The sequence below is a fragment of the Xenorhabdus miraniensis genome, from assembly GCF_002632615.1.
Map to the genome: position 1 here is coordinate 119,583 of NZ_NITZ01000006.1, position 17,217 is coordinate 136,799.

Consider the following 17,217-nt stretch of genomic DNA (forward strand, 5'->3'; position numbering starts at 1 on the left):
GTGATTAATTCATCAATATTAATAAATAAAAACAGTATAACAAAAAATATAATGTTTAAAAAAAGAGAGAATAACTCACATAAGATTTTAAATAAAAACAGCATCTATCCAATTTAGTCATGTATTACTGTAAAAATACCTTTATTATATTAACATAATGTTAATTATTTGAAGTCGGTCTGTTAATTTTAAAGGGTGTAACAAAATGAGGTAAAAATATGACTCTCGATAATTCATTCCTAGATAAATATGATGGCACAGCATTATCACCGATTTTATTTCTTAAAAGAGCCGTATTAAGTGGTGGTGGTGATATTGCCGTTATCGATGGAAAACATCGTTGGACATGGCGCCAATATGCCAATCGCTGCGAAAGAATGGCTATTTCACTTCAACAAATGGGAGTGAGTAAAGAGAGCGTAGTATCCGCTCTTTTACCCAATACCCACGAATTACTCGAATTACATTTTGCTGTTCCTCTGGCTGGTGGCATTCTTAATGCCCTGAGTACACGGACAGATGCCGCGACATTAAATTTTGTTTTTGAAAAACTCAGCCCCAAAATATTATTTATCGACAAGAGTTATATTTCGTTATTAGATAGTGTCACTTTCAATAGTAAAATCAGGTTAATTATTGTTGATACGAATAATTCAACCACCCCAATATCTACAACTGAATATGAATTTATTCCTTATGAATCATTGATAACCGAAAACATATCAAAAACTCTATCATTTACCCAGTTTGATGAACAAGAAGCCATCAGTATTAATTCGACTTCAGGAACCAGCGGGCAACCTAAGCTAGTCGTTTATTCTCATCGTGGTGCCTACCTTAATGCCATTTCCAATATCTTGGATTGGGATATGCCCAAGCGCCCTGCCTTTTTATGGACACTTCCTATGTTTCACTGTAATGGCTGGTGTTTTCCATGGGCAATTGCTGCACGGGCCGGCACTCATATCTGTATGAAAAAATTTGATGCAGAAGAAGCAGTAACGCTTATGCAGGAAAATAATGTCACACACTATTGTGGCGCCCCGATTGTTCACTACTCTTTGGGCAAAGCGGCACAAAAATTTGGGAAACATTTTGGTGGGCGCGTTTATGCACTTATTGCAGGAGCACCGCCAACAGAAATGGTATTTTCTCTATTAGATTCCATTGGCATTACGGCAACACATGTCTATGGTTTAACCGAGACTTACGGGCCTGTCGTTATCTGTGAAAATAAACCTGAGTGGGAAGATTTGCCAAGATCAGAAATGATCTTAAAGAAGATGCGCCAAGGGATCGTTTCCAACTTACAGGGGCAGGTTAGTGTTATTGACGAAAATAACGGGCTGGAAGTTCCTTTTGATGGCAAAAGCATTGGGGAAATTGCCATCCGTGGGAATATTGTCGCTTCTTACGACCCGGCACGTCATGTCACGCCAGCGATGAGCAGCCAATGGTTTTATACCGGTGATTTAGCCGTTGTTGACCCTGATGGCTATATCAAAATCATCGATAGAAAAAAAGATATCATTATTTCCGGTGGTGAAAACATTTCCAGCCTTGAATTAGAGAATGCCCTGTCCAGTTATCCCGGTGTTTCAGCCGCCGCCGTCGTCGCGAAACCTGATCCCTATTGGGGAGAAGTTCCTCATGCCTTCATTGAATTAGATGAAAATAGTTCAGTGATGGAACAAGCATTAAATGATTATATTTGTACAGTAGTCGCACGGTATAAACGGCCTAAAGGGTATACTTTTTTAACACTACCCCGAAATGCGAATGGTAAGATTATGAAAAATCTATTGAGGGAACGTGTTAAAAATTAAGCGATATAAGATAATGGTATAATTTTTGATATAACTTTAACCTGAGTTATATTTCCAGAGGTCGCGTTATGCGCGGCCTTTCTGGTATCGTATCGGCAAATTGGATCCCGCTACTTGCCAAATTCCCCATATGACAATACATCGCGCAAGCAGCATCAATCAAGGACATGGCAATAGCCGCCCCGCTGCCCTCTCCAAGACGCAAATCTAAATGCAGATAAGGTTGCAGATTCAAATGATATAATGCCAGCGCCGAGCCTTTTTCTGCCGACATATGGGAAGGGATGCAATAATCCCGCGCAATGGGTGAGATCTGACACGCTGCCAGCGCTGACGCATAAGATAAAAAACCATCAAGTACAACAGGCACTCCGAAAGCCGCGGCTCCCAGAATCACGCCCGTCATGCCAACAAGATCAAATCCCCCGACTTTTGCCAACACATCAAGGGCATTTTTGCTATCCGGCCGATTAACAGCAATGGCTTGCCGTACAATGGATTGCTTGTGCACCAACTGTTCAGGGGGAAAATTCGCCCCCAACCCGACCACATCACAGGGATCACTCTCTGTCAGGACACAGGTAACCGCTGCCGCCGAAGTCGTATTGGCAATGCCCAACTCCCCTACGCCAAACACCGTTATCCCTGCTGCAATACGCTGCTGCACCAGTTGTGCACTTGCCAGCAATAGCATTTCAGCCTGCTCATAATCCATCGCCGATCCTTGCGCGATATTACCGCTTCCCCGCGCAACTTTCAGAGACAACAAATGTTCAATCGGCTCACAATCAATGCCAATATCCACGGGCAAAACATGCGTTCCGCTGTTTTTCGCCAACACACAAACACCTGTTAATCCCTTCAACATATTGCATGCTTGTATAGCCGTGACATTTTTAGGCGAAATAGCCACGCCTTCATCATATACGCCGTGATCAGCGCACATCACAATGATCTCTTTTTGTAGATCTCTCAGATCACGAATGCCTGACATACCGGACAATTGTATCGCCAGCGTTTCCAGTCGTCCTAAGCTACCCAACGGCTTGACCAAACTGTCAATATGCTGTGCCGCTTTTTCCATATTCACCCGATTTAAGGGGCGAATTGCACTAATTAAAGATTCAAGAGTCATCTTTATCCTTCCGGCCAATATTCGGTCTGAACATTAAATGCACGCAAAATAATAAATCCCGCGTGATTATCGACAATACTGTAGGTGCCCTGTTGAAAGGGAAAAGACCACATGGCAGTTATCGGCAGTTTGAGTAATCCGGCAAGCAATAATCCCAAAACCCCCTGATGCGCAACAATCAGGCGATTTTCTGAAACCGTATCAGAACGTAATTCTTCGGTGTACTCTTTCACCCGCTCCGCAAAATGCCTGAATGATTCCCCCTCAGGTGGGCAGCCATGTTGCCAGTCCGCCAACCAGCGTGACCAAGCCTGTGGATCTTCTTTAGCGATATTTTCGTGATGGCGCAATTCCCATGCCCCAAAATCCAATTCATTGAGACGGCTGTCGTTCTGTATGCCTGATGGAGAAATGATTTGTGCTGTCCGGTGTGCCCGCTGCTTTTTACTACAGTGGACGGATTGAAAGGTAATATTTTTCAATGCAATGGCAAGTTGTTGCGCCTGCCTGACTCCCACTTCCGTCAAGGGTAAGTCAGTTTTGCCGCAAAAGACACTATCAATGTTGGCTTGTGTCTGCCCATGCCGCACGAGAAAAATCCGCATCTGATTATTCTCTCCCTATGTATTTTATTTATTGCCAAATCATCGCCACCAAGAAAATAACTTCCCCTGCTTCAATTGCAGCGCCCAACGTATCACCCGTTTGCCCGCCAAGGCGATAATTGAAATACAAAGCAAGCCCATAAATCACGAACAGTGTTATCATCATGGCCGTTAAGCCTTGCCAGTTCCCCAGCGCCATGACCAATACTGCTCCTCCTAACAAAGTCAACGCAGCAGAGTAAGAGGTAACCCGGCCAATATAACTACTTCCCATCCCCTCACCTTCACGGGCATAACGTTGCCCATACATTAAAAGCACTACGGCTGTACGCCCGACAATCGGCGCACATGTCAATACAGCAAGCAAGTCAAAAAAGGAGTAGTAATAGAGTTCGACGACAGCCAATGTCTTAATCAAGATACAAAAAATCAGCGCGATGCCGCCATAAGTCCCAAGCCGGCTATCACGCATGATATCCAGCATTTTTTCCCGCTGGCGGGCAGAAAAAATCCCATCACAGGTATCCGCCAATCCATCTAAATGTAGCCCGCCCGTCAGCAGGGCCAGTACCAGTACATAACTAATCGCACCAATATACATTCCTCCACCAGACTGGCTGATAGAGAGCGATACCAAACCAGCCAAGCCACCGACAATCAGGCCGACTAATGGAAAATAGGGAACACCACGCCAATATTGCTGGAAATGCCCCCCCGCTCCCCATCTTTCAGGAACAGGAAGCCGTGTCAAAAACTGTAAGGTGGCCCAAAAAAGGCTCAGTTTCATTTAATCTTTACCTCAATGCCTGAAACCAAAAACCAGACTTCTTTAGCCGCCCGTGCTAGCTTTTGGTTGACACGTCCAGCGATATCGACAAAATGGCGCGCCAATCTGTTTTCAGGTGTGATTCCCATTCCTAATTCATTGGTCACCAAACAGACTGGCATAGGACACATCACACTGGCATCAACCAGATCATCAATCTGATGATGGATAGACACCTCCAAGGATGCAAAATCCAGTTCATCAGGTGATCTTCCACCCGATAAATCAAATAATAAGTTAGCAATCAATGTGGTGACACATTCAAGTATAACGCCCTCTTGAGGTTGGCGGTGCTGGCGGATAACGGAACCTAAGTTTTGATGGCCTTCCCAAGTCCGCCAATGTACCGGGCGTTCCTGTTTATGTCGCTCAATGCGGGCCGCCATTTCGGCATCTGTCACCTGAGCTGTGGCAATATACAATACTTGTTCGCATTGTTCAGCAATCAGGCGTTCAGCATGGCTGCTTTTTCCACTGCGCGCCCCTCCTGTCACCAAAATCATGGCGTGACTCCATCACAGACTCCACTTCTTTCTCTCAACAATTTGTGCTCACGCATTAACTGGTAAATCCGCCGGATATCCAGATGTTCACGCATGCTGGCAGCCAATATGTTGAATTGTTTTTCTTTATGTTGGAAGTAATTGAAAACCATATTTTCCAATGGCGCGTAACCCTTACGTATACGAAGCTGATTTAATAGCGATCGGGTAAAAGCATTCTGGTCAAACAAACCATGCAGATAACTTCCCATCACTAAACCATCCTGAGCAACAGCGCCATCAAACCAAGTTTTTTCCTTACCATTGTGTAAATACATTTTGGCGAAAGGCGTTGCCTGCTGACCAAGCCGGGTTATTCCCATATGAATTTCATAACCCGTAATCGGCTGTTCACTGCATAAATTCAGCATCCCCGATAATGCCGGCATCACAACGCCCGTCACTTGTGCCGTCTGCTTTTCGTGAGAGAATTGTGTTTCAGTATCCAATAATCCCAAGCCTGCCATTTGGGTTAAGCCGGATTCCACTTCATCCACAATCTGCTTCCCTAACATTTGGTAGCCGCCACAGATCCCAATAATCGGCACTTGTTTCTGGTGAGCGTTTTTTTGGTGAACGTTTTTTTGGTGAATATCGATAATGGCCTGATCAAACCCTTGGATTTTTAGCCATGCCAAATCACCTAAAGTATTTTTACTGCCGGGAAGAATAATAAGATCAGCGCCCTGAAGCGCAGAAGGCTCAGAGACATAACGCAGATGCACATCCGGTTGAGCCGCCAGCGCGTTGAAATCCGTAAAATTGGCAATATGAGGGTATTGAATCACCGCTATATCGAGGTAATCTTCTGCTTCTTTCTCCGACTGCCCATATTTCCCCAACTGATCATATTTCCTCAACTGCAAAGCAACACTGTCTTCATCTTCCAGATCAAGATCCAGCCACGGCAAAACCCCCAAGATCGGGACTTGCGTCAAGGCTTCGATCTGATCAATACCCGATTTTAATAACGCCAGATCACCACGAAATTTGTTGATAATCACGCCCTTGACCCGTTCTTTTTCCTCTGGTTTGAGTAAGGCCAGCGTGCCGTAAATTGATGCAAACACCCCACCCCGATCGATATCCGCCACCAGGATCACAGGTGCATCCACTAATTCAGCCATGCCCATATTGACGATATCGCGATCACGCAGATTGATTTCTGCCGGGCTGCCCGCACCTTCTAACACCATGATATCCGTTTCTGCTGCCAGACCGTTATATGCCTCCAGAATTTGCTGGAGCAGTTGGGGCTTATATTCGTGATATTCCACCGCATTCATGCTGCACATGACTTTTCCCATGAAAACCACTTGCGCTTTGCGATCGCTGGTGGGTTTCAGCAACACAGGGTTCATGCGGACATCCGGTGCAATACCGGCTGCTTCTGCCTGAAATATCTGTGCTCGTCCCATCTCTTTGCCATCGGCAGTAATGCCAGAATTCAGTGCCATATTCTGTGACTTGAAAGGAGTACAGCAATAGCCATCCTGCGAGAATATTCGACAAAACCCCGCCACCAGCACACTTTTTCCTACATCAGACGCCGTTCCCTGAATCATCAGCGATAATGTCATTGTCTGTTCTCCCTTATTTAATTGGCTTCACGCAAAACCGCAAAAAGTTCCTGCTCACTCTTACACAAAGGTAAGCCGGCTTCGCAGTGGAGTTTCACTAACCACGGCTGTGTTAAGCCTGCCTGTTCAAGTTGTGTTTTTTGCCGCAGTACAATCTCCGGTTTACCGGCACTGATCATTTCACCATCCGCCAGTACATACAAACCATCACAGATCTGATAGATCAAATCGATATCATGGCTGGAAATGATGATCCGCTTCCCTTTGTCGGCAATCATGCCGATGATTTCCAACATTTGCCGGCGACCGGCGGGATCCAGCCCTGCGGTGGGTTCATCCAATAGCAAATAATCAAACTCCATCACCAATGCCCCCGCAATGGCGACACGTTTTTTCTGTCCGAAACTCAAATATTGAATGGGTTGGTTACGGAAAGTATGGGCATCCACCAAAGTCAGCGCCTGTTCGATCCTGCGCTGGATTTCTGTTTCATCAACCCCCAGATTACGTAAACTGAAAGCCAGATCATTTTCAATATCAGTATAAAAAATCTGCTGATCGGGATCTTGAAATACGGTAACAACATGCTGTCGCAACGTCATCAAGCCTTTTTTGCTGTAATCCAATGGCGCATTATTCCACCAGACCGCCCCTTGCTGTGGACGCAGAATTCCGGAAAGATTCATCAGTAACGTCGATTTACCACAACCATTCGCGCCGATAATCCCGGTAACTTGATGACGGCTGAAATCAAGGGTCAAATCTTTCAAGACAGGTTCATCCTGATAACCGAAATACAGTGCCCGTGTTTCTAACATAGTGTCCGCCTCCTCTGTTTTTACTATCTATTTCTTCCCCTATCCACATTCAACCGGCATCTCATAAATGAAAATCGCCCTGATACAACTTGAGTTCCAATGCGATACTCATTTGCTGGTAACGGCTCATCACCCGTGAAAACAACATACTGATCAGCATTGCCAGCGAACGGTATCCGGTTTTTAAGGATGAATAACCAAACCGTAATGACTGCGCATGATGGATTGCCACCGCTTCTTCCAAAAAGATAAAGATAAAACTCCACGTCAGCAGGATTTGTTCAATCAACAAGTGAGGAACACGACAAAACTTGAGCAGTTTAATCATCTGTTCGAATGGCATGTTCATCATGAACCAGAACGTTGCCGATAGCGCCGCCAGACTGCGCCAGAGAGCTTGATTAGCCATCACTACTCCCTGTGGGTCAAGGCCGAACCAATACCGTCCGATTTGAAATCCCCACAGCAGGCTGTCCGGCTGTGGGCTTGCTGACAATACGATGGCAATCAGGCCAAGCCCCAAAAAACCCACAGGGAGCAACAACCATTTCAGGTAACGCAGTAAGCTAATACGTAACAGATAGCAGCTAAACATGGCAAGTCCGACAACCAACACAGCTTGCCATACCGGAGAAAGCACCATTGCCGCCGCCATAAATAAGAGGTACAGGGCGAATTTCGCCCTGGGATCTTTGTCACGCCAACGGCTCTGATAACTGAGTTTATCGATTCCGATCATGATCTTTTCGACTCATGATCTTTTCGGGTACGGCGATAATAACCAAGAATGTAGAAAATCACGGCAGTACCCAGACATCCCTGCAAGGTGAACAGCAGGCTTTCTATTTCTCCACTGGCTGGTTTATACAAGGATTCAAACCACGGAGTATAATCCGGTGCAATTTCCATGATTTGTGCTTCTGCCTGACCATCTGCCCCACCAAATTCCCCACCGTGGTCAATGAAAAATGGAATGATGCACAATGCCGCAACGAGGGACAGTAATATCAATGTCTTTTTCATCTTCAACACTCCTTAAGCACTACGGGCCTGAATTAATTGTCTTTTAACGAGCTGGTCGTAAATCAATACCGTCAGTAATCCTTCAGCCACCGCAATAGGTAGTTGGGTCATGCAGAAAATACCCATAAACTTGAGAGTGGCGGCAGCCATACCCAGTTGCGGATCGGGGAAAGCAACACCTAACTGAACGGAAGTCACGGTGTAAGTGACAATATCGGCCACAAAGGCACACAAGAAGACGCTGACATCTTTGCGTATTCCCATTTTGCAGGAAAACCGCCATACCAGATAACCTACCAATGGGCCGATTACGGCCATCGACATTCCATTGGCTCCTAAAGTCGTGATACCGCCATGTGCGAGCAATAATGCCTGAAACAGCAGGACAATTGCGCCAAGTACCGCCACAACGGAGGGACCAAACAAAATCACGGCTAAGGCAACACCTGTCGGATGGGAACAACTGCCGGTGACAGAAGGAATTTTTAATGCCGAAAGGACGAAAATAAATGCCCCACACAGTGCCAACAACACCTTCTGATTACTGTCTTCCTGCACAATTTGGCGTAACCTGACTAATCCTGCCGCCAAACAAGGCAAAAAAGCCAGCCACCATGCCAATGCCCACATCGGTGGCAAAAATCCCTCCATCACATGCATAGCAAAGGCTTCTTGTGGTGCAAACGTCAAAGACAATGCTAAAAACAGTGCGATAGCCGCACCAGATAACGAAAACTTCGTTAGTTGCTGTTGCATAATTCACCTCGATAATTGCCAGTTTTTATTAATCAAAATCGTTGAGAAATATGATAAAGCCTGTTCGCGGTCTGCTGCGTTGGGAGAGACATCAGGAGACAGTGCCGCAAGATCACGCCAGCACTGTTCCGTCGGTAAAGTGGCATCTGCCATCATCAACGCATGTTCCAGTAAATTGTGCCGACGCAATAGTTCATGTATCAGCGCGAAACGCGAATAGACTTTCATCAGGACAATACAATCATGGTTAAGTAACGCCTGTTCCAGAACGGTTTCAGGCGCCATGCAGGAGATAACGGCCAGTGTTTGGTTTTCCATCGCCAATGGCATGACACCCGCCGCAGCAATGGCCGAAAATGAAGTAATCCCCGGTACAATTTCCAGCCAAGGCGGATTTTTCATCTGTTCCGCAGCGACTTGTCCTAAAGACGTTATTTGTCCTAAAGAAGTCATCCGTTCTAAAAGAAATACCCACGTACTGAACAGCATGGGATCACCCAAGGTGATAAAACCGACTTTCCTGCCGCTGGCAACCTCCTCTTTTAAGGCTTGCGCCACTTCATTCCATACCGCTTCTTTTGCTGTCCTCTCACCTTTCATTAAAAAATGGTAAGTACATACTTGAGTCATGGGTGAGAGGTATTCTTCAACAATAGAGTGGGCGAGGCTTTGAATGCCTTTTTTGCCCGTCGGGGTATAAATCACATCAAGTTCAGAGAGAATACGCGCCGCCCGCACGGTAATCAGATCACTGGCTCCCGGCCCAACGCCCATGACATACAGTTTTCCAGCCTTGATTTTTCCACTCATCAGACTTTCTCCTCATCATTAAGCGCGCAGGTAAGGTGATCCACAAACATCTGCCGAATCATTGGGTTTTCACCCAATCCCTGCAACCAAGGGACGGCGATAATCCCCGCTTTTTCCAACTGAGATTTCCAGGAATCTTCTTCATTTGAAGCCATATCATTGATGGCATGATCCCCTGCCACCAGCATCAGTGGCATCAGATAAGCTTTGCAGATCCCTTGTTCTTTTAATCCTTTTATGATCAGGGGAAGTTCGGGATAGCTTTCTATTGCGCCGACACGTGCCGGAAAGTGGTAATGGTTCATCAGATGATCCAGACAGGCATAAGCAGAGAAGGCATGATGCGTTGCGCCGTGCCCCATAAAAACGACACATTCGTTACCCGCCAATCGCGGAAGCTGGTGGCTCAATGCCCGCATCAATTGCACATAATCGTCAAAACGGGTGAGCAGCGGAGTACCCAGCACTAGCCGTTTAAAACGGGGGCGAAATTTCTCTACCTCATGAAGGACCTTTTCATACTCATCACCATTAATGATATGCAGGCACTGAACAGCGATATCGTTATAGCCGGCATGGTGTAATCTGGTCAGTGCATCATGGGGCGTATCAATATGAACGCCGTCACGCTGACGCAATTTGCGGATGATCATGCCGGAAGTAAACGCCCGAAATAATTCCCTGTCCGGGAAAACTGACGCCAGTTGCTGCTCACAGGCTTCGATATTGTTTTTTAGCGTTTCTGGATAACTGGTTCCAAAACTTATCACCAATAATGCTTTCTTCATTTTGCTCTCCCTTATTGGTTACCTATCTTGCTGGTTACCTATCTTGCTGGTTACCTACCTTGAAAAATCCGCCAAAAACTGCGCCATCTCTTCCATCCCATGGGCTTGCTTTATACTTTCTCCTGCCATGCCGTCTCCTGAAAACGGGTGACCCGGACGGCAAATCACGATGCAGGGCAAACCAAGGGAAAGGCACGGTTCAACTTTTTCTTTGAAACCGCCCTGTTCACCTGATTCTTTGGTGATCACAACTTCCGCCTGACAAAATTGGTAAAATGCCCGGTTAAAATCAGCACTGAACGGGCCTTTCAGGGCAAAAACCTGATCCACTGATAAACCACAGGATTCGCACATTGCCAAAACGTCCACTGTCGGCAACACACGGGCCAACACCGTTTTTCCTTTCAAGCGGGACACATAATCGGCTAATTGCTTGCTGCCAGTGGTCAGTAAAATCCGTGAACCCAGGCTGGCCGCCACTTCACACGCCTGTTCAACGTTGGCCACTTTATAAATGAGAGGATGTTTGATGGCGTCAATATCGCTGGGGCGAATATAACGAATGAGGGGAAGCCCCAATGTTTGACAGGCATTCACAATGTTGTGGCTCAACTGTTCGGCATAAGGATGAGAAGCATCAATCACCATTCTCGTCCCCCGCTTTCGCAGATATTCGACCATGCCTTCGGATTCCATCCGGCCAACGACAATTTCACCCCGGACCCCCATTGCCTGTTGTGCTCCCGTTGGCGTAGCCACTGACAGGCCATAATCTATGCCGGCAGTATCCATCATCACGCAAATCTGGCGGGCATCACTCGTGCCGCCAAAAATGTGAATCAGCGGCTGTTTCATAGTTTGTACCCTCTGGGAGTGATCATCAGCCCATCGCGTAAGTAAGTTGACTGGTTACCCACAATCACCAGACTGCGCATGTCCACGCGGGAAAAATCCATAGCACCAAACGTCGTCAGCCATTTTTCCTCATGTTTGCGTCCTGCCGCTTTCACCACACCGACGGGTGTTTCAGCCGATTTCCACGGGGCCATCAAATCAAATGCCCGTGCCAAATGTGCTTCCCGTCCCCGGCTGCGTGGGTTGTAGAAACAGACGACAAAATCCGCTTCTGCCGCAGCCTGTACCCGTTTTTCAATCACCTCCCACGGTGTGAGCAGATCACTCAGGCTGATATGACAAAAATCATTCATCAATGGCGCGCCAAGCAAGGCCGCACAGGCTGTACTCGCGGTAACGCCCGTAACCAGCCGAACCTCTACGTTGCGTTTTTGCTGGCTGACCAATTCCAGAATCAATCCCGCCATGCCATAAATACCCGCATCACCGCTACAAACCACCGCCACATTTTTGCCCTGTTCTGCCAGTTCGATTGCCGTCTGGCAACGTTCAATCTCTTTGCACATGCCGGTTTTGATGATCTCTTTATCGCCCACCAGCGGTTTCACCAAATGGGTATAGGTTTTGTAACCCACCACGATGTCAGCGGCTTTCAATGCAGCAACCGCTTCCTGCGTCATCATGGCTTCACTGCCCGGGCCAATGCCAATAACGGTTAACATGGATGCCGTACTCCTAATGTGATGGTAACGCCCTGCTCACGCAAGGTATGACCAACCAGATGCCCCTGGCTCATCAGCCAAGCCACTGGTTGGGAGACACAGCCTGTGCCCACGGTTTTGCGAACAAATTCAGAGGCCGGAAATGCCTGTTCTTGTTCACATTGGGCGAGCTGATTAACAGAGAAGATCTGAAACGGAATCTGGCGCTCTTCTGCCAATTGGATTAATGCGGGTTCTGCTTGTTTTAATTCCACACTGCCGATGGCTTTTAATGCCAGTGGATCAAGATCATGTCCTGCCAGATGATATTCCAGCAACTGTGTTATCCGGCGGGCTTCGACACCACGCCGGCAGCCTATTCCCGCAACAATACGGCGAGGAACCAATTTAAATGTCGGGATTGGCAACTCCAGCTTTGCGCTGCCATAACTGACATAAACCAACGCATCTAACTTAGGTAGCCGATTTAAATCGGTAACAGGAATAAATCCGCGCGTATCGTAGCAGCCTTGTTCGCCGTTCAAAGCAGGATGCCACCAAATCCCCACACGCTTACCATTGACCAGCATTTGATTGATGGTTTTAACGTTGGCACGAAAATTTTCCATCTTCCCGTCAATCTGTTGAGCCAATACATCCAGCGCAGCGATTTGGTTAACATCCGTCGCCGTGGTGATCACTGCCTGACCATCAAGAATATCCGCCACCTGCCGGGCCAGATCATTTGCACCGCCCATATGCCCTGACAGTAAGCTGATGGCGAATTGCCCTTTTTCATCCAACACCACAACGGCCGGATCAGTCATTTTATCCTTGAGCAGGGGGGCGATAACCCGAATGGCAATTCCCGTTGCCCCAATCATGATCAAAGCGCCATATTGAATGAACGCCTTGCGTACCGTATTGGCAAAAGTATCGTCAAACGCTGTGAACCCTGTTTCCACCCATTCAGGAGAAGTAAAACAGTCCATTGCCAAATGGGATTGCAAACGACGAGCCAGCGCCATACCGCCTGCGGTCAAACAAAACAGGGCAATGGCATTTTGAGATATAACGTTTTCAGGAATCGCTTGATCAAGCGCGACGGTATTCATGGCTGAACCCCGCGTCATATAATTTCGAGTAATGGTACTCTTCCCCAAGAAAAGCACCGACTAAGATCAACGCCGTTTTACGAATGCCAGCGCTGCGTACCTGCTCAGCAATGGTGAGCAAAGTACCACGCACAATCTGACAATCCGGCCATGTTGCTTTATAAACCACGGCAACCGGCGTCTCTTGCGCATAACCGCCCTGAATCAATCGGGCAACCACTCCCGCAATGTCCTGCACTGAAAGGAAAATCGCCATTGAAGTTTGGTGAGCGGCAAAAGCTTCCAGCGTTTCCCGTGGCGGCATGGGAGTCCGGCCTTCTATGCGGGTGATAATCAAACTTTGCGCGACTTCGGGAACGGTATACTCCACACCCAGTTGTGCAGCGGCGCCGAGAAATGAACTCACTCCCGGTACAGAGACAAATCCAATTCCCTGCTTTGCCAGCTCTTCGGCCTGTTCCCGGATAGAACCAAACAGCGATAAGTCTCCGGTTTGCAGACGAACCACCAATTTGCCCGCTTGTACGCCATTCACCATCAAGACAGTGATTTCCGGTAATGTCAGCACCGCACTGTCATGGCATTCAGCATCTTCACGGCAATATTCCAGCAGTTCCCGGTTAATCAGCGAACCGGCGTAAATGACGACCTCAGCCTGTTGCAACAATTGATAGCCTTTCAGGGTTATCAAGCTCTTGTCCCCTGGCCCGGCTCCGACAAACCAGACTTTTTCAGTATCAAAATCAGTTTTATCAATAGGTTCAGACATGATCCGGCTCCTTTTGCCAAGTTATCTCTTGGGCGGCCTCTTTCTGGCAAGAGATCAAATAGGTAGGGTTATTAGGCTTAAAATAGTGCCCCTGCCCCAATGCTGTCAGTTCTCCCACCTGAATTTCACGGCCATCAAGTGATGTCACCTGACAGGCTTGCAGGTGCAACAATGCCTGCGTGAAATTTTCCAGCAGAATAAAAGTCATCACCAAACGTCCACCTTGATTCAGGTGTGCCAACGCCCAATCGATCATCTCAATCAAATGCCCACCCGTTCCGCCAATAAAAATGGCATCTGCGCTATCTTCCAATGGCACAGGGGCAACACCTGACTGAATGCGAACCGTGTGACAGCCAAAATGCCGGATATTCTCAGCAATCAACACCAACGCTTCTTCCTTGCGTTCAATCGCGAGGATATCCAGCGTGGGATAACGCAACGCCGCTTCAATGCTGACACTGCCTGTACCGGCACCGACATCGATAAAACGCCTGGCTTTTTTCAGTTCCAACCGTTCTAATGCCAACGCCCTAATCGCTTCTTTGGTCATGGGGATGCGATGACCGCGCAAAAAAAGTTCATCTTTCATTCAGGATCACCACCACATTCAAGCCATAATTAATGTCGCCACGTTGTGCGACCTGCTCCGCGTTTAAACAAACAATCCGCTCATTTTCTTGTGACAGATTTTCACCAATCACCATGCAACGCTGCTGCCCGCGTGCCAGAATTTCTTGCGCGATTTGGTAAGGCCCTGTCACCTCATCCGTCACCATCGCAATTTTTTCGTGCCGGAGCAGCCAGTCAAAATCCGGTTTTCTTCCGTGGCTGCTGGTGAGATAAATGTCATTCATGTCCAGCAACGTACGGGCGCACAAATATTGAACCGAGCTGATACCAGAAATGATGCGGACGTTTTGTTCATCTATTTGTCCATCTATTTGTCCATCCGCATGTAACCCAACAAAATGTTCGGTGATCCGCTTGCCAATGCCATAAAAGAGGGGATCGCCCGAAGCCAATACCACAATGTGCCGATGTTGGTTCTGTTCAAGCCAGCGCATCAATCCATCCATATCGGCATTCAAGCGACGGGTTTCACCGCTGAAAGAGGGGAATTCGGCAAGGTGACGCTTGCCGCCGACCAGCACTTCCGCCTGTTTAATTGCCGCCAAGGCAGCCAAAGTTTGGTTTGCCGCCGCGCCGGGGCCAATGCCGACAACCGTGATCATCGTAAGCCCTCCACAAAATCTTCGGCGATTTCACTCACAGGCCGATTGCAGCCCAATACTTGGTTATCAAAAGAGAAAAGAATGGCATCACACTGTGGTTTGTTGCTGGCGAAACGCAGCATCTGCTCAATACGCCCGCAGATTTTCCGGGCAATTTGTGAAAAGACATCCTGCCAACCCTGTTCGGCGATCAACTCAATGGCAGCTTCAGTGGTATCACATTGATCCACCGCCTGAATCAGTTCGAAAGGTGCTCCCATCAAGGCCAGATTGGCAATCAGCGTCTCCATACGACCATCAGCAATGTGGCTATGGGTGTGGAAAATACCGGCGGCGATTTTCACCAACTTGCCAACATGCCCCACCAGCACCACATGACGAAATTCCAAACGTACTGCTTCTTGCAGCATATAGCCGACAAAATTACTCATTGTGACAACATAATTAGCATCAATGCCCAATTGCTGGCTGACAAAACGCTCACCGTGATTTCCCGGCACAAAAATAATGCGATCCAGCCCATTGGCACGTTTGGCTTCCAATTCAAGCGCCAATGAACGCTTCCAACTCTCTTCGGACATCGGTGTCACAATGCCCGTCGTGCCGATAATCGAAATTCCGCCCTTGATCCCCAATCTATCGTTATACGTTTTCTTCGCCCGCTCTTCGCCTTCTGGGGCGAAAATCACAATATCCGCCCCACGATGCGGGCCAATCACCTCCCGAACCGCCTCTTCAATGGTATGCCGTGGCGTTTTGTTGATAGCGGCCCAACCAACAGGCAAACCAACCCCTACGCGCGTTACCCGCCCAATACCTTCACCGCCATCCAGCGTAATCACGCCACTGTCATTCAGTGCAACACGGGCAAAAATCAACATGCCATGAGTCGCATCCACATCATCACCACCATCTTTACGGATAGCGGCAATCGCCTGCTGACCTTCAACCAAAGGTTGCTCGACATTCAAAGCCAAAGTGACACCAGAAGGTGTGACAATCGAAACCTGATGAATAACCTGCTGACGCAGGATCATCAACGCCGCCACCCGGGCAGCGGCCGTTGCACAAGATCCGGTGGTGTAACCTTTGCGGTACTGTTTCCCCCTATGCCAAACTGTTCCGGGGCTATTTATTGCAAATCCATGCACGCCAAAACCTTCTGCCCGGCTATCACGGATTTCATCCATGTGTCACCTCCGGCATCCGATAAAGGATGGCATTAACAATGGCCGCGGCGATATTGCTCCCCCCTTTACGCCCTTTTGCCGCTATGCAGCTCAGTCCACTGTTAATCAGGGCATTTTTGGATTCTTCCGCACCAACAAAACCAACAGGTACACCGACCACGGCAATCGGTGCTGACTGATGTTCCATCAGGCGAAATAGCGCAGTCGGTGCATTGCCAAAGACAAAAATCTTCTCCCCTGACTCTTGCAGGGCAAGATCAACGGCCGCCATTGAACGCGTGATTTGCCGGTCTTTTGCTATTTGAATGACTCTGGGATCGCTGACATAACAACGGCATTCACAGCCATACTGAGCCAGACGCGTTTTGTTGATCCCTGACAGGGCCATTGTGGTATCGGTATATAGCGTACAGCCGCGTGAAATACCGCCACGAATCAGGGACAAAACACCCGGGGAAAAATGGAGAATATCGAGCCAATCAAAATCGGCGGTAGTGTGAATAACCCGTTTGATCACCGCTTCCTGATCCGCATCCACAAAGTGATAATCAGGACGTAATTCATCGATAAGGCGAGTAATTATTTCGAAGCTATTCTGTTCAATCTGTTGGGGCTGTTGAATATAATCGTTCATGCTACTCCC

The 17,217-nt window shown here is 47.7% G+C and carries 20 protein-coding genes; 1 reads left to right on the forward strand and 19 read right to left on the reverse strand.

Annotated features, from left to right (window positions below; all coding sequences use genetic code 11):
* Window positions 1-218: 218 nt before the first annotated feature.
* Complete coding sequence (locus Xmir_RS07960) at window positions 219-1,826, forward strand: AMP-binding protein (protein ID WP_099113859.1); 1,608 nt, start codon at window positions 219-221, stop codon at window positions 1,824-1,826.
* Window positions 1,827-1,872: 46 nt separating this feature from the next.
* Here Xmir_RS07960 and cobT read toward each other — a convergent pair whose 3' ends face one another.
* The 19 genes from cobT to Xmir_RS08055 all read right to left on the reverse strand — a co-directional run bounded on the left by cobT (window position 1,873) and on the right by Xmir_RS08055 (window position 17,208).
* A complete protein-coding gene (cobT, locus tag Xmir_RS07965; RefSeq protein ID WP_099113860.1) occupies window positions 1,873-2,961 on the reverse strand; it encodes a nicotinate-nucleotide--dimethylbenzimidazole phosphoribosyltransferase in 1,089 nt (362 codons plus the stop codon).
* A 2-nt stretch (window positions 2,962-2,963) separates the two neighbouring features.
* The gene (locus tag Xmir_RS07970; protein WP_099113861.1) at window positions 2,964-3,566 is read right to left on the reverse strand and encodes an adenosylcobalamin/alpha-ribazole phosphatase; all 603 of its coding nucleotides are present in this window, start codon (window positions 3,564-3,566) and stop codon (window positions 2,964-2,966) included.
* Window positions 3,567-3,594: 28 nt separating this feature from the next.
* Entirely contained in the window at window positions 3,595-4,353 is a 759-nt protein-coding gene (gene cobS, locus Xmir_RS07975; RefSeq protein ID WP_099113862.1) for an adenosylcobinamide-GDP ribazoletransferase, read from the reverse strand.
* The gene (gene cobU, locus Xmir_RS07980) at window positions 4,350-4,895 is read right to left on the reverse strand and encodes a bifunctional adenosylcobinamide kinase/adenosylcobinamide-phosphate guanylyltransferase (RefSeq protein WP_099113863.1); all 546 of its coding nucleotides are present in this window, start codon (window positions 4,893-4,895) and stop codon (window positions 4,350-4,352) included. Before cobU ends, cobS begins: the two co-directional genes overlap by 4 nt.
* Entirely contained in the window at window positions 4,892-6,514 is a 1,623-nt protein-coding gene (locus tag Xmir_RS07985; protein ID WP_099113864.1) for a cobyric acid synthase, read from the reverse strand. The genes cobU and Xmir_RS07985 overlap by 4 nt, the downstream gene beginning before the upstream one ends.
* Window positions 6,515-6,531: 17 nt before the next feature.
* A complete protein-coding gene (locus tag Xmir_RS07990) occupies window positions 6,532-7,332 on the reverse strand; it encodes an ATP-binding cassette domain-containing protein (RefSeq protein ID WP_099113865.1) in 801 nt (266 codons plus the stop codon).
* Window positions 7,333-7,393: 61 nt separating this feature from the next.
* Window positions 7,394-8,071, reverse strand: a complete 678-nt coding sequence (locus Xmir_RS07995) for an energy-coupling factor ABC transporter transmembrane protein (protein WP_099113866.1) — start codon at window positions 8,069-8,071, stop codon at window positions 7,394-7,396.
* Window positions 8,068-8,355, reverse strand: coding sequence for an energy-coupling factor ABC transporter substrate-binding protein (locus Xmir_RS08000; protein WP_099113867.1), 288 nt, complete (start codon window positions 8,353-8,355; stop codon window positions 8,068-8,070). The genes Xmir_RS07995 and Xmir_RS08000 overlap by 4 nt, the downstream gene beginning before the upstream one ends.
* Window positions 8,356-8,367: 12 nt before the next feature.
* Window positions 8,368-9,111 carry a cobalt ECF transporter S component CbiM gene (cbiM, locus tag Xmir_RS08005; RefSeq protein WP_099113868.1) on the reverse strand — a complete coding sequence of 248 codons (744 nt, stop codon included), beginning with the start codon at window positions 9,109-9,111 and terminating at the stop codon, window positions 8,368-8,370.
* Between the two features lie 3 nt (window positions 9,112-9,114).
* On the reverse strand, window positions 9,115-9,921 hold the full coding sequence (locus Xmir_RS08010; protein ID WP_099113869.1) for a cobalt-factor II C(20)-methyltransferase: 807 nt from the start codon (window positions 9,919-9,921) through the stop codon (window positions 9,115-9,117).
* Window positions 9,921-10,709, reverse strand: a complete 789-nt coding sequence (cbiK, locus tag Xmir_RS08015; RefSeq protein ID WP_099113870.1) for a sirohydrochlorin cobaltochelatase — start codon at window positions 10,707-10,709, stop codon at window positions 9,921-9,923. The genes Xmir_RS08010 and cbiK overlap by 1 nt, the downstream gene beginning before the upstream one ends.
* Before the next feature lie 54 nt (window positions 10,710-10,763).
* Window positions 10,764-11,564 carry a cobalt-precorrin-6A reductase gene (locus Xmir_RS08020; protein ID WP_099113871.1) on the reverse strand — a complete coding sequence of 267 codons (801 nt, stop codon included), beginning with the start codon at window positions 11,562-11,564 and terminating at the stop codon, window positions 10,764-10,766.
* The gene (locus tag Xmir_RS08025) at window positions 11,561-12,286 is read right to left on the reverse strand and encodes a precorrin-3B C(17)-methyltransferase (protein ID WP_099113872.1); all 726 of its coding nucleotides are present in this window, start codon (window positions 12,284-12,286) and stop codon (window positions 11,561-11,563) included. Before Xmir_RS08025 ends, Xmir_RS08020 begins: the two co-directional genes overlap by 4 nt.
* Window positions 12,280-13,380: a cobalt-precorrin 5A hydrolase gene (gene cbiG, locus Xmir_RS08030; RefSeq protein WP_099113873.1), complete on the reverse strand. Its 1,101-nt coding sequence runs from the start codon at window positions 13,378-13,380 to the stop codon at window positions 12,280-12,282. The genes Xmir_RS08025 and cbiG overlap by 7 nt, the downstream gene beginning before the upstream one ends.
* Window positions 13,361-14,149 carry a cobalt-precorrin-4 methyltransferase gene (locus Xmir_RS08035; protein WP_099113874.1) on the reverse strand — a complete coding sequence of 263 codons (789 nt, stop codon included), beginning with the start codon at window positions 14,147-14,149 and terminating at the stop codon, window positions 13,361-13,363. Before Xmir_RS08035 ends, cbiG begins: the two co-directional genes overlap by 20 nt.
* Window positions 14,142-14,741 (reverse strand): decarboxylating cobalt-precorrin-6B (C(15))-methyltransferase, encoded by a 600-nt coding sequence (locus Xmir_RS08040; protein ID WP_099113875.1) that lies wholly within the window; start codon window positions 14,739-14,741, stop codon window positions 14,142-14,144. Before Xmir_RS08040 ends, Xmir_RS08035 begins: the two co-directional genes overlap by 8 nt.
* Window positions 14,731-15,384, reverse strand: a complete 654-nt coding sequence (locus Xmir_RS08045; RefSeq protein ID WP_099113876.1) for a cobalt-precorrin-7 (C(5))-methyltransferase — start codon at window positions 15,382-15,384, stop codon at window positions 14,731-14,733. Before Xmir_RS08045 ends, Xmir_RS08040 begins: the two co-directional genes overlap by 11 nt.
* A complete protein-coding gene (gene cbiD / locus Xmir_RS08050) occupies window positions 15,381-16,574 on the reverse strand; it encodes a cobalt-precorrin-5B (C(1))-methyltransferase CbiD (protein ID WP_244170894.1) in 1,194 nt (397 codons plus the stop codon). The genes Xmir_RS08045 and cbiD overlap by 4 nt, the downstream gene beginning before the upstream one ends.
* Window positions 16,567-17,208, reverse strand: a complete 642-nt coding sequence (locus Xmir_RS08055; RefSeq protein ID WP_099113877.1) for a cobalt-precorrin-8 methylmutase — start codon at window positions 17,206-17,208, stop codon at window positions 16,567-16,569. The genes cbiD and Xmir_RS08055 overlap by 8 nt, the downstream gene beginning before the upstream one ends.
* Window positions 17,209-17,217 lie beyond the last annotated feature (9 nt).

Excerpts from the sequence above, each read along its gene's own strand:
- Xmir_RS07960 (WP_099113859.1), top strand. The coding sequence starts at position 219 with ATGACTCTCGATAATTCATTCCTAGATAAATATGATGGCACAGCATTA.
- cobT (WP_099113860.1), bottom strand. The coding sequence starts at position 2,961 with ATGACTCTTGAATCTTTAATTAGTGCAATTCGCCCCTTAAATCGGGTG.
- Xmir_RS07970 (WP_099113861.1), bottom strand. The coding sequence starts at position 3,566 with ATGCGGATTTTTCTCGTGCGGCATGGGCAGACACAAGCCAACATTGAT.
- cobS (WP_099113862.1), bottom strand. The coding sequence starts at position 4,353 with ATGAAACTGAGCCTTTTTTGGGCCACCTTACAGTTTTTGACACGGCTT.
- cobU (WP_099113863.1), bottom strand. The coding sequence starts at position 4,895 with ATGATTTTGGTGACAGGAGGGGCGCGCAGTGGAAAAAGCAGCCATGCT.
- Xmir_RS07985 (WP_099113864.1), bottom strand. The coding sequence starts at position 6,514 with ATGACATTATCGCTGATGATTCAGGGAACGGCGTCTGATGTAGGAAAA.
- Xmir_RS07990 (WP_099113865.1), bottom strand. The coding sequence starts at position 7,332 with ATGTTAGAAACACGGGCACTGTATTTCGGTTATCAGGATGAACCTGTC.
- Xmir_RS07995 (WP_099113866.1), bottom strand. The coding sequence starts at position 8,071 with ATGATCGGAATCGATAAACTCAGTTATCAGAGCCGTTGGCGTGACAAA.
- Xmir_RS08000 (WP_099113867.1), bottom strand. The coding sequence starts at position 8,355 with ATGAAAAAGACATTGATATTACTGTCCCTCGTTGCGGCATTGTGCATC.
- cbiM (WP_099113868.1), bottom strand. The coding sequence starts at position 9,111 with ATGCAACAGCAACTAACGAAGTTTTCGTTATCTGGTGCGGCTATCGCA.
- Xmir_RS08010 (WP_099113869.1), bottom strand. The coding sequence starts at position 9,921 with ATGAGTGGAAAAATCAAGGCTGGAAAACTGTATGTCATGGGCGTTGGG.
- cbiK (WP_099113870.1), bottom strand. The coding sequence starts at position 10,709 with ATGAAGAAAGCATTATTGGTGATAAGTTTTGGAACCAGTTATCCAGAA.
- Xmir_RS08020 (WP_099113871.1), bottom strand. The coding sequence starts at position 11,564 with ATGAAACAGCCGCTGATTCACATTTTTGGCGGCACGAGTGATGCCCGC.
- Xmir_RS08025 (WP_099113872.1), bottom strand. The coding sequence starts at position 12,286 with ATGTTAACCGTTATTGGCATTGGCCCGGGCAGTGAAGCCATGATGACG.
- cbiG (WP_099113873.1), bottom strand. The coding sequence starts at position 13,380 with ATGAATACCGTCGCGCTTGATCAAGCGATTCCTGAAAACGTTATATCT.
- Xmir_RS08035 (WP_099113874.1), bottom strand. The coding sequence starts at position 14,149 with ATGTCTGAACCTATTGATAAAACTGATTTTGATACTGAAAAAGTCTGG.
- Xmir_RS08040 (WP_099113875.1), bottom strand. The coding sequence starts at position 14,741 with ATGAAAGATGAACTTTTTTTGCGCGGTCATCGCATCCCCATGACCAAA.
- Xmir_RS08045 (WP_099113876.1), bottom strand. The coding sequence starts at position 15,384 with ATGATCACGGTTGTCGGCATTGGCCCCGGCGCGGCGGCAAACCAAACT.
- cbiD (WP_244170894.1), bottom strand. The coding sequence starts at position 16,574 with ATGGATGAAATCCGTGATAGCCGGGCAGAAGGTTTTGGCGTGCATGGA.
- Xmir_RS08055 (WP_099113877.1), bottom strand. The coding sequence starts at position 17,208 with ATGAACGATTATATTCAACAGCCCCAACAGATTGAACAGAATAGCTTC.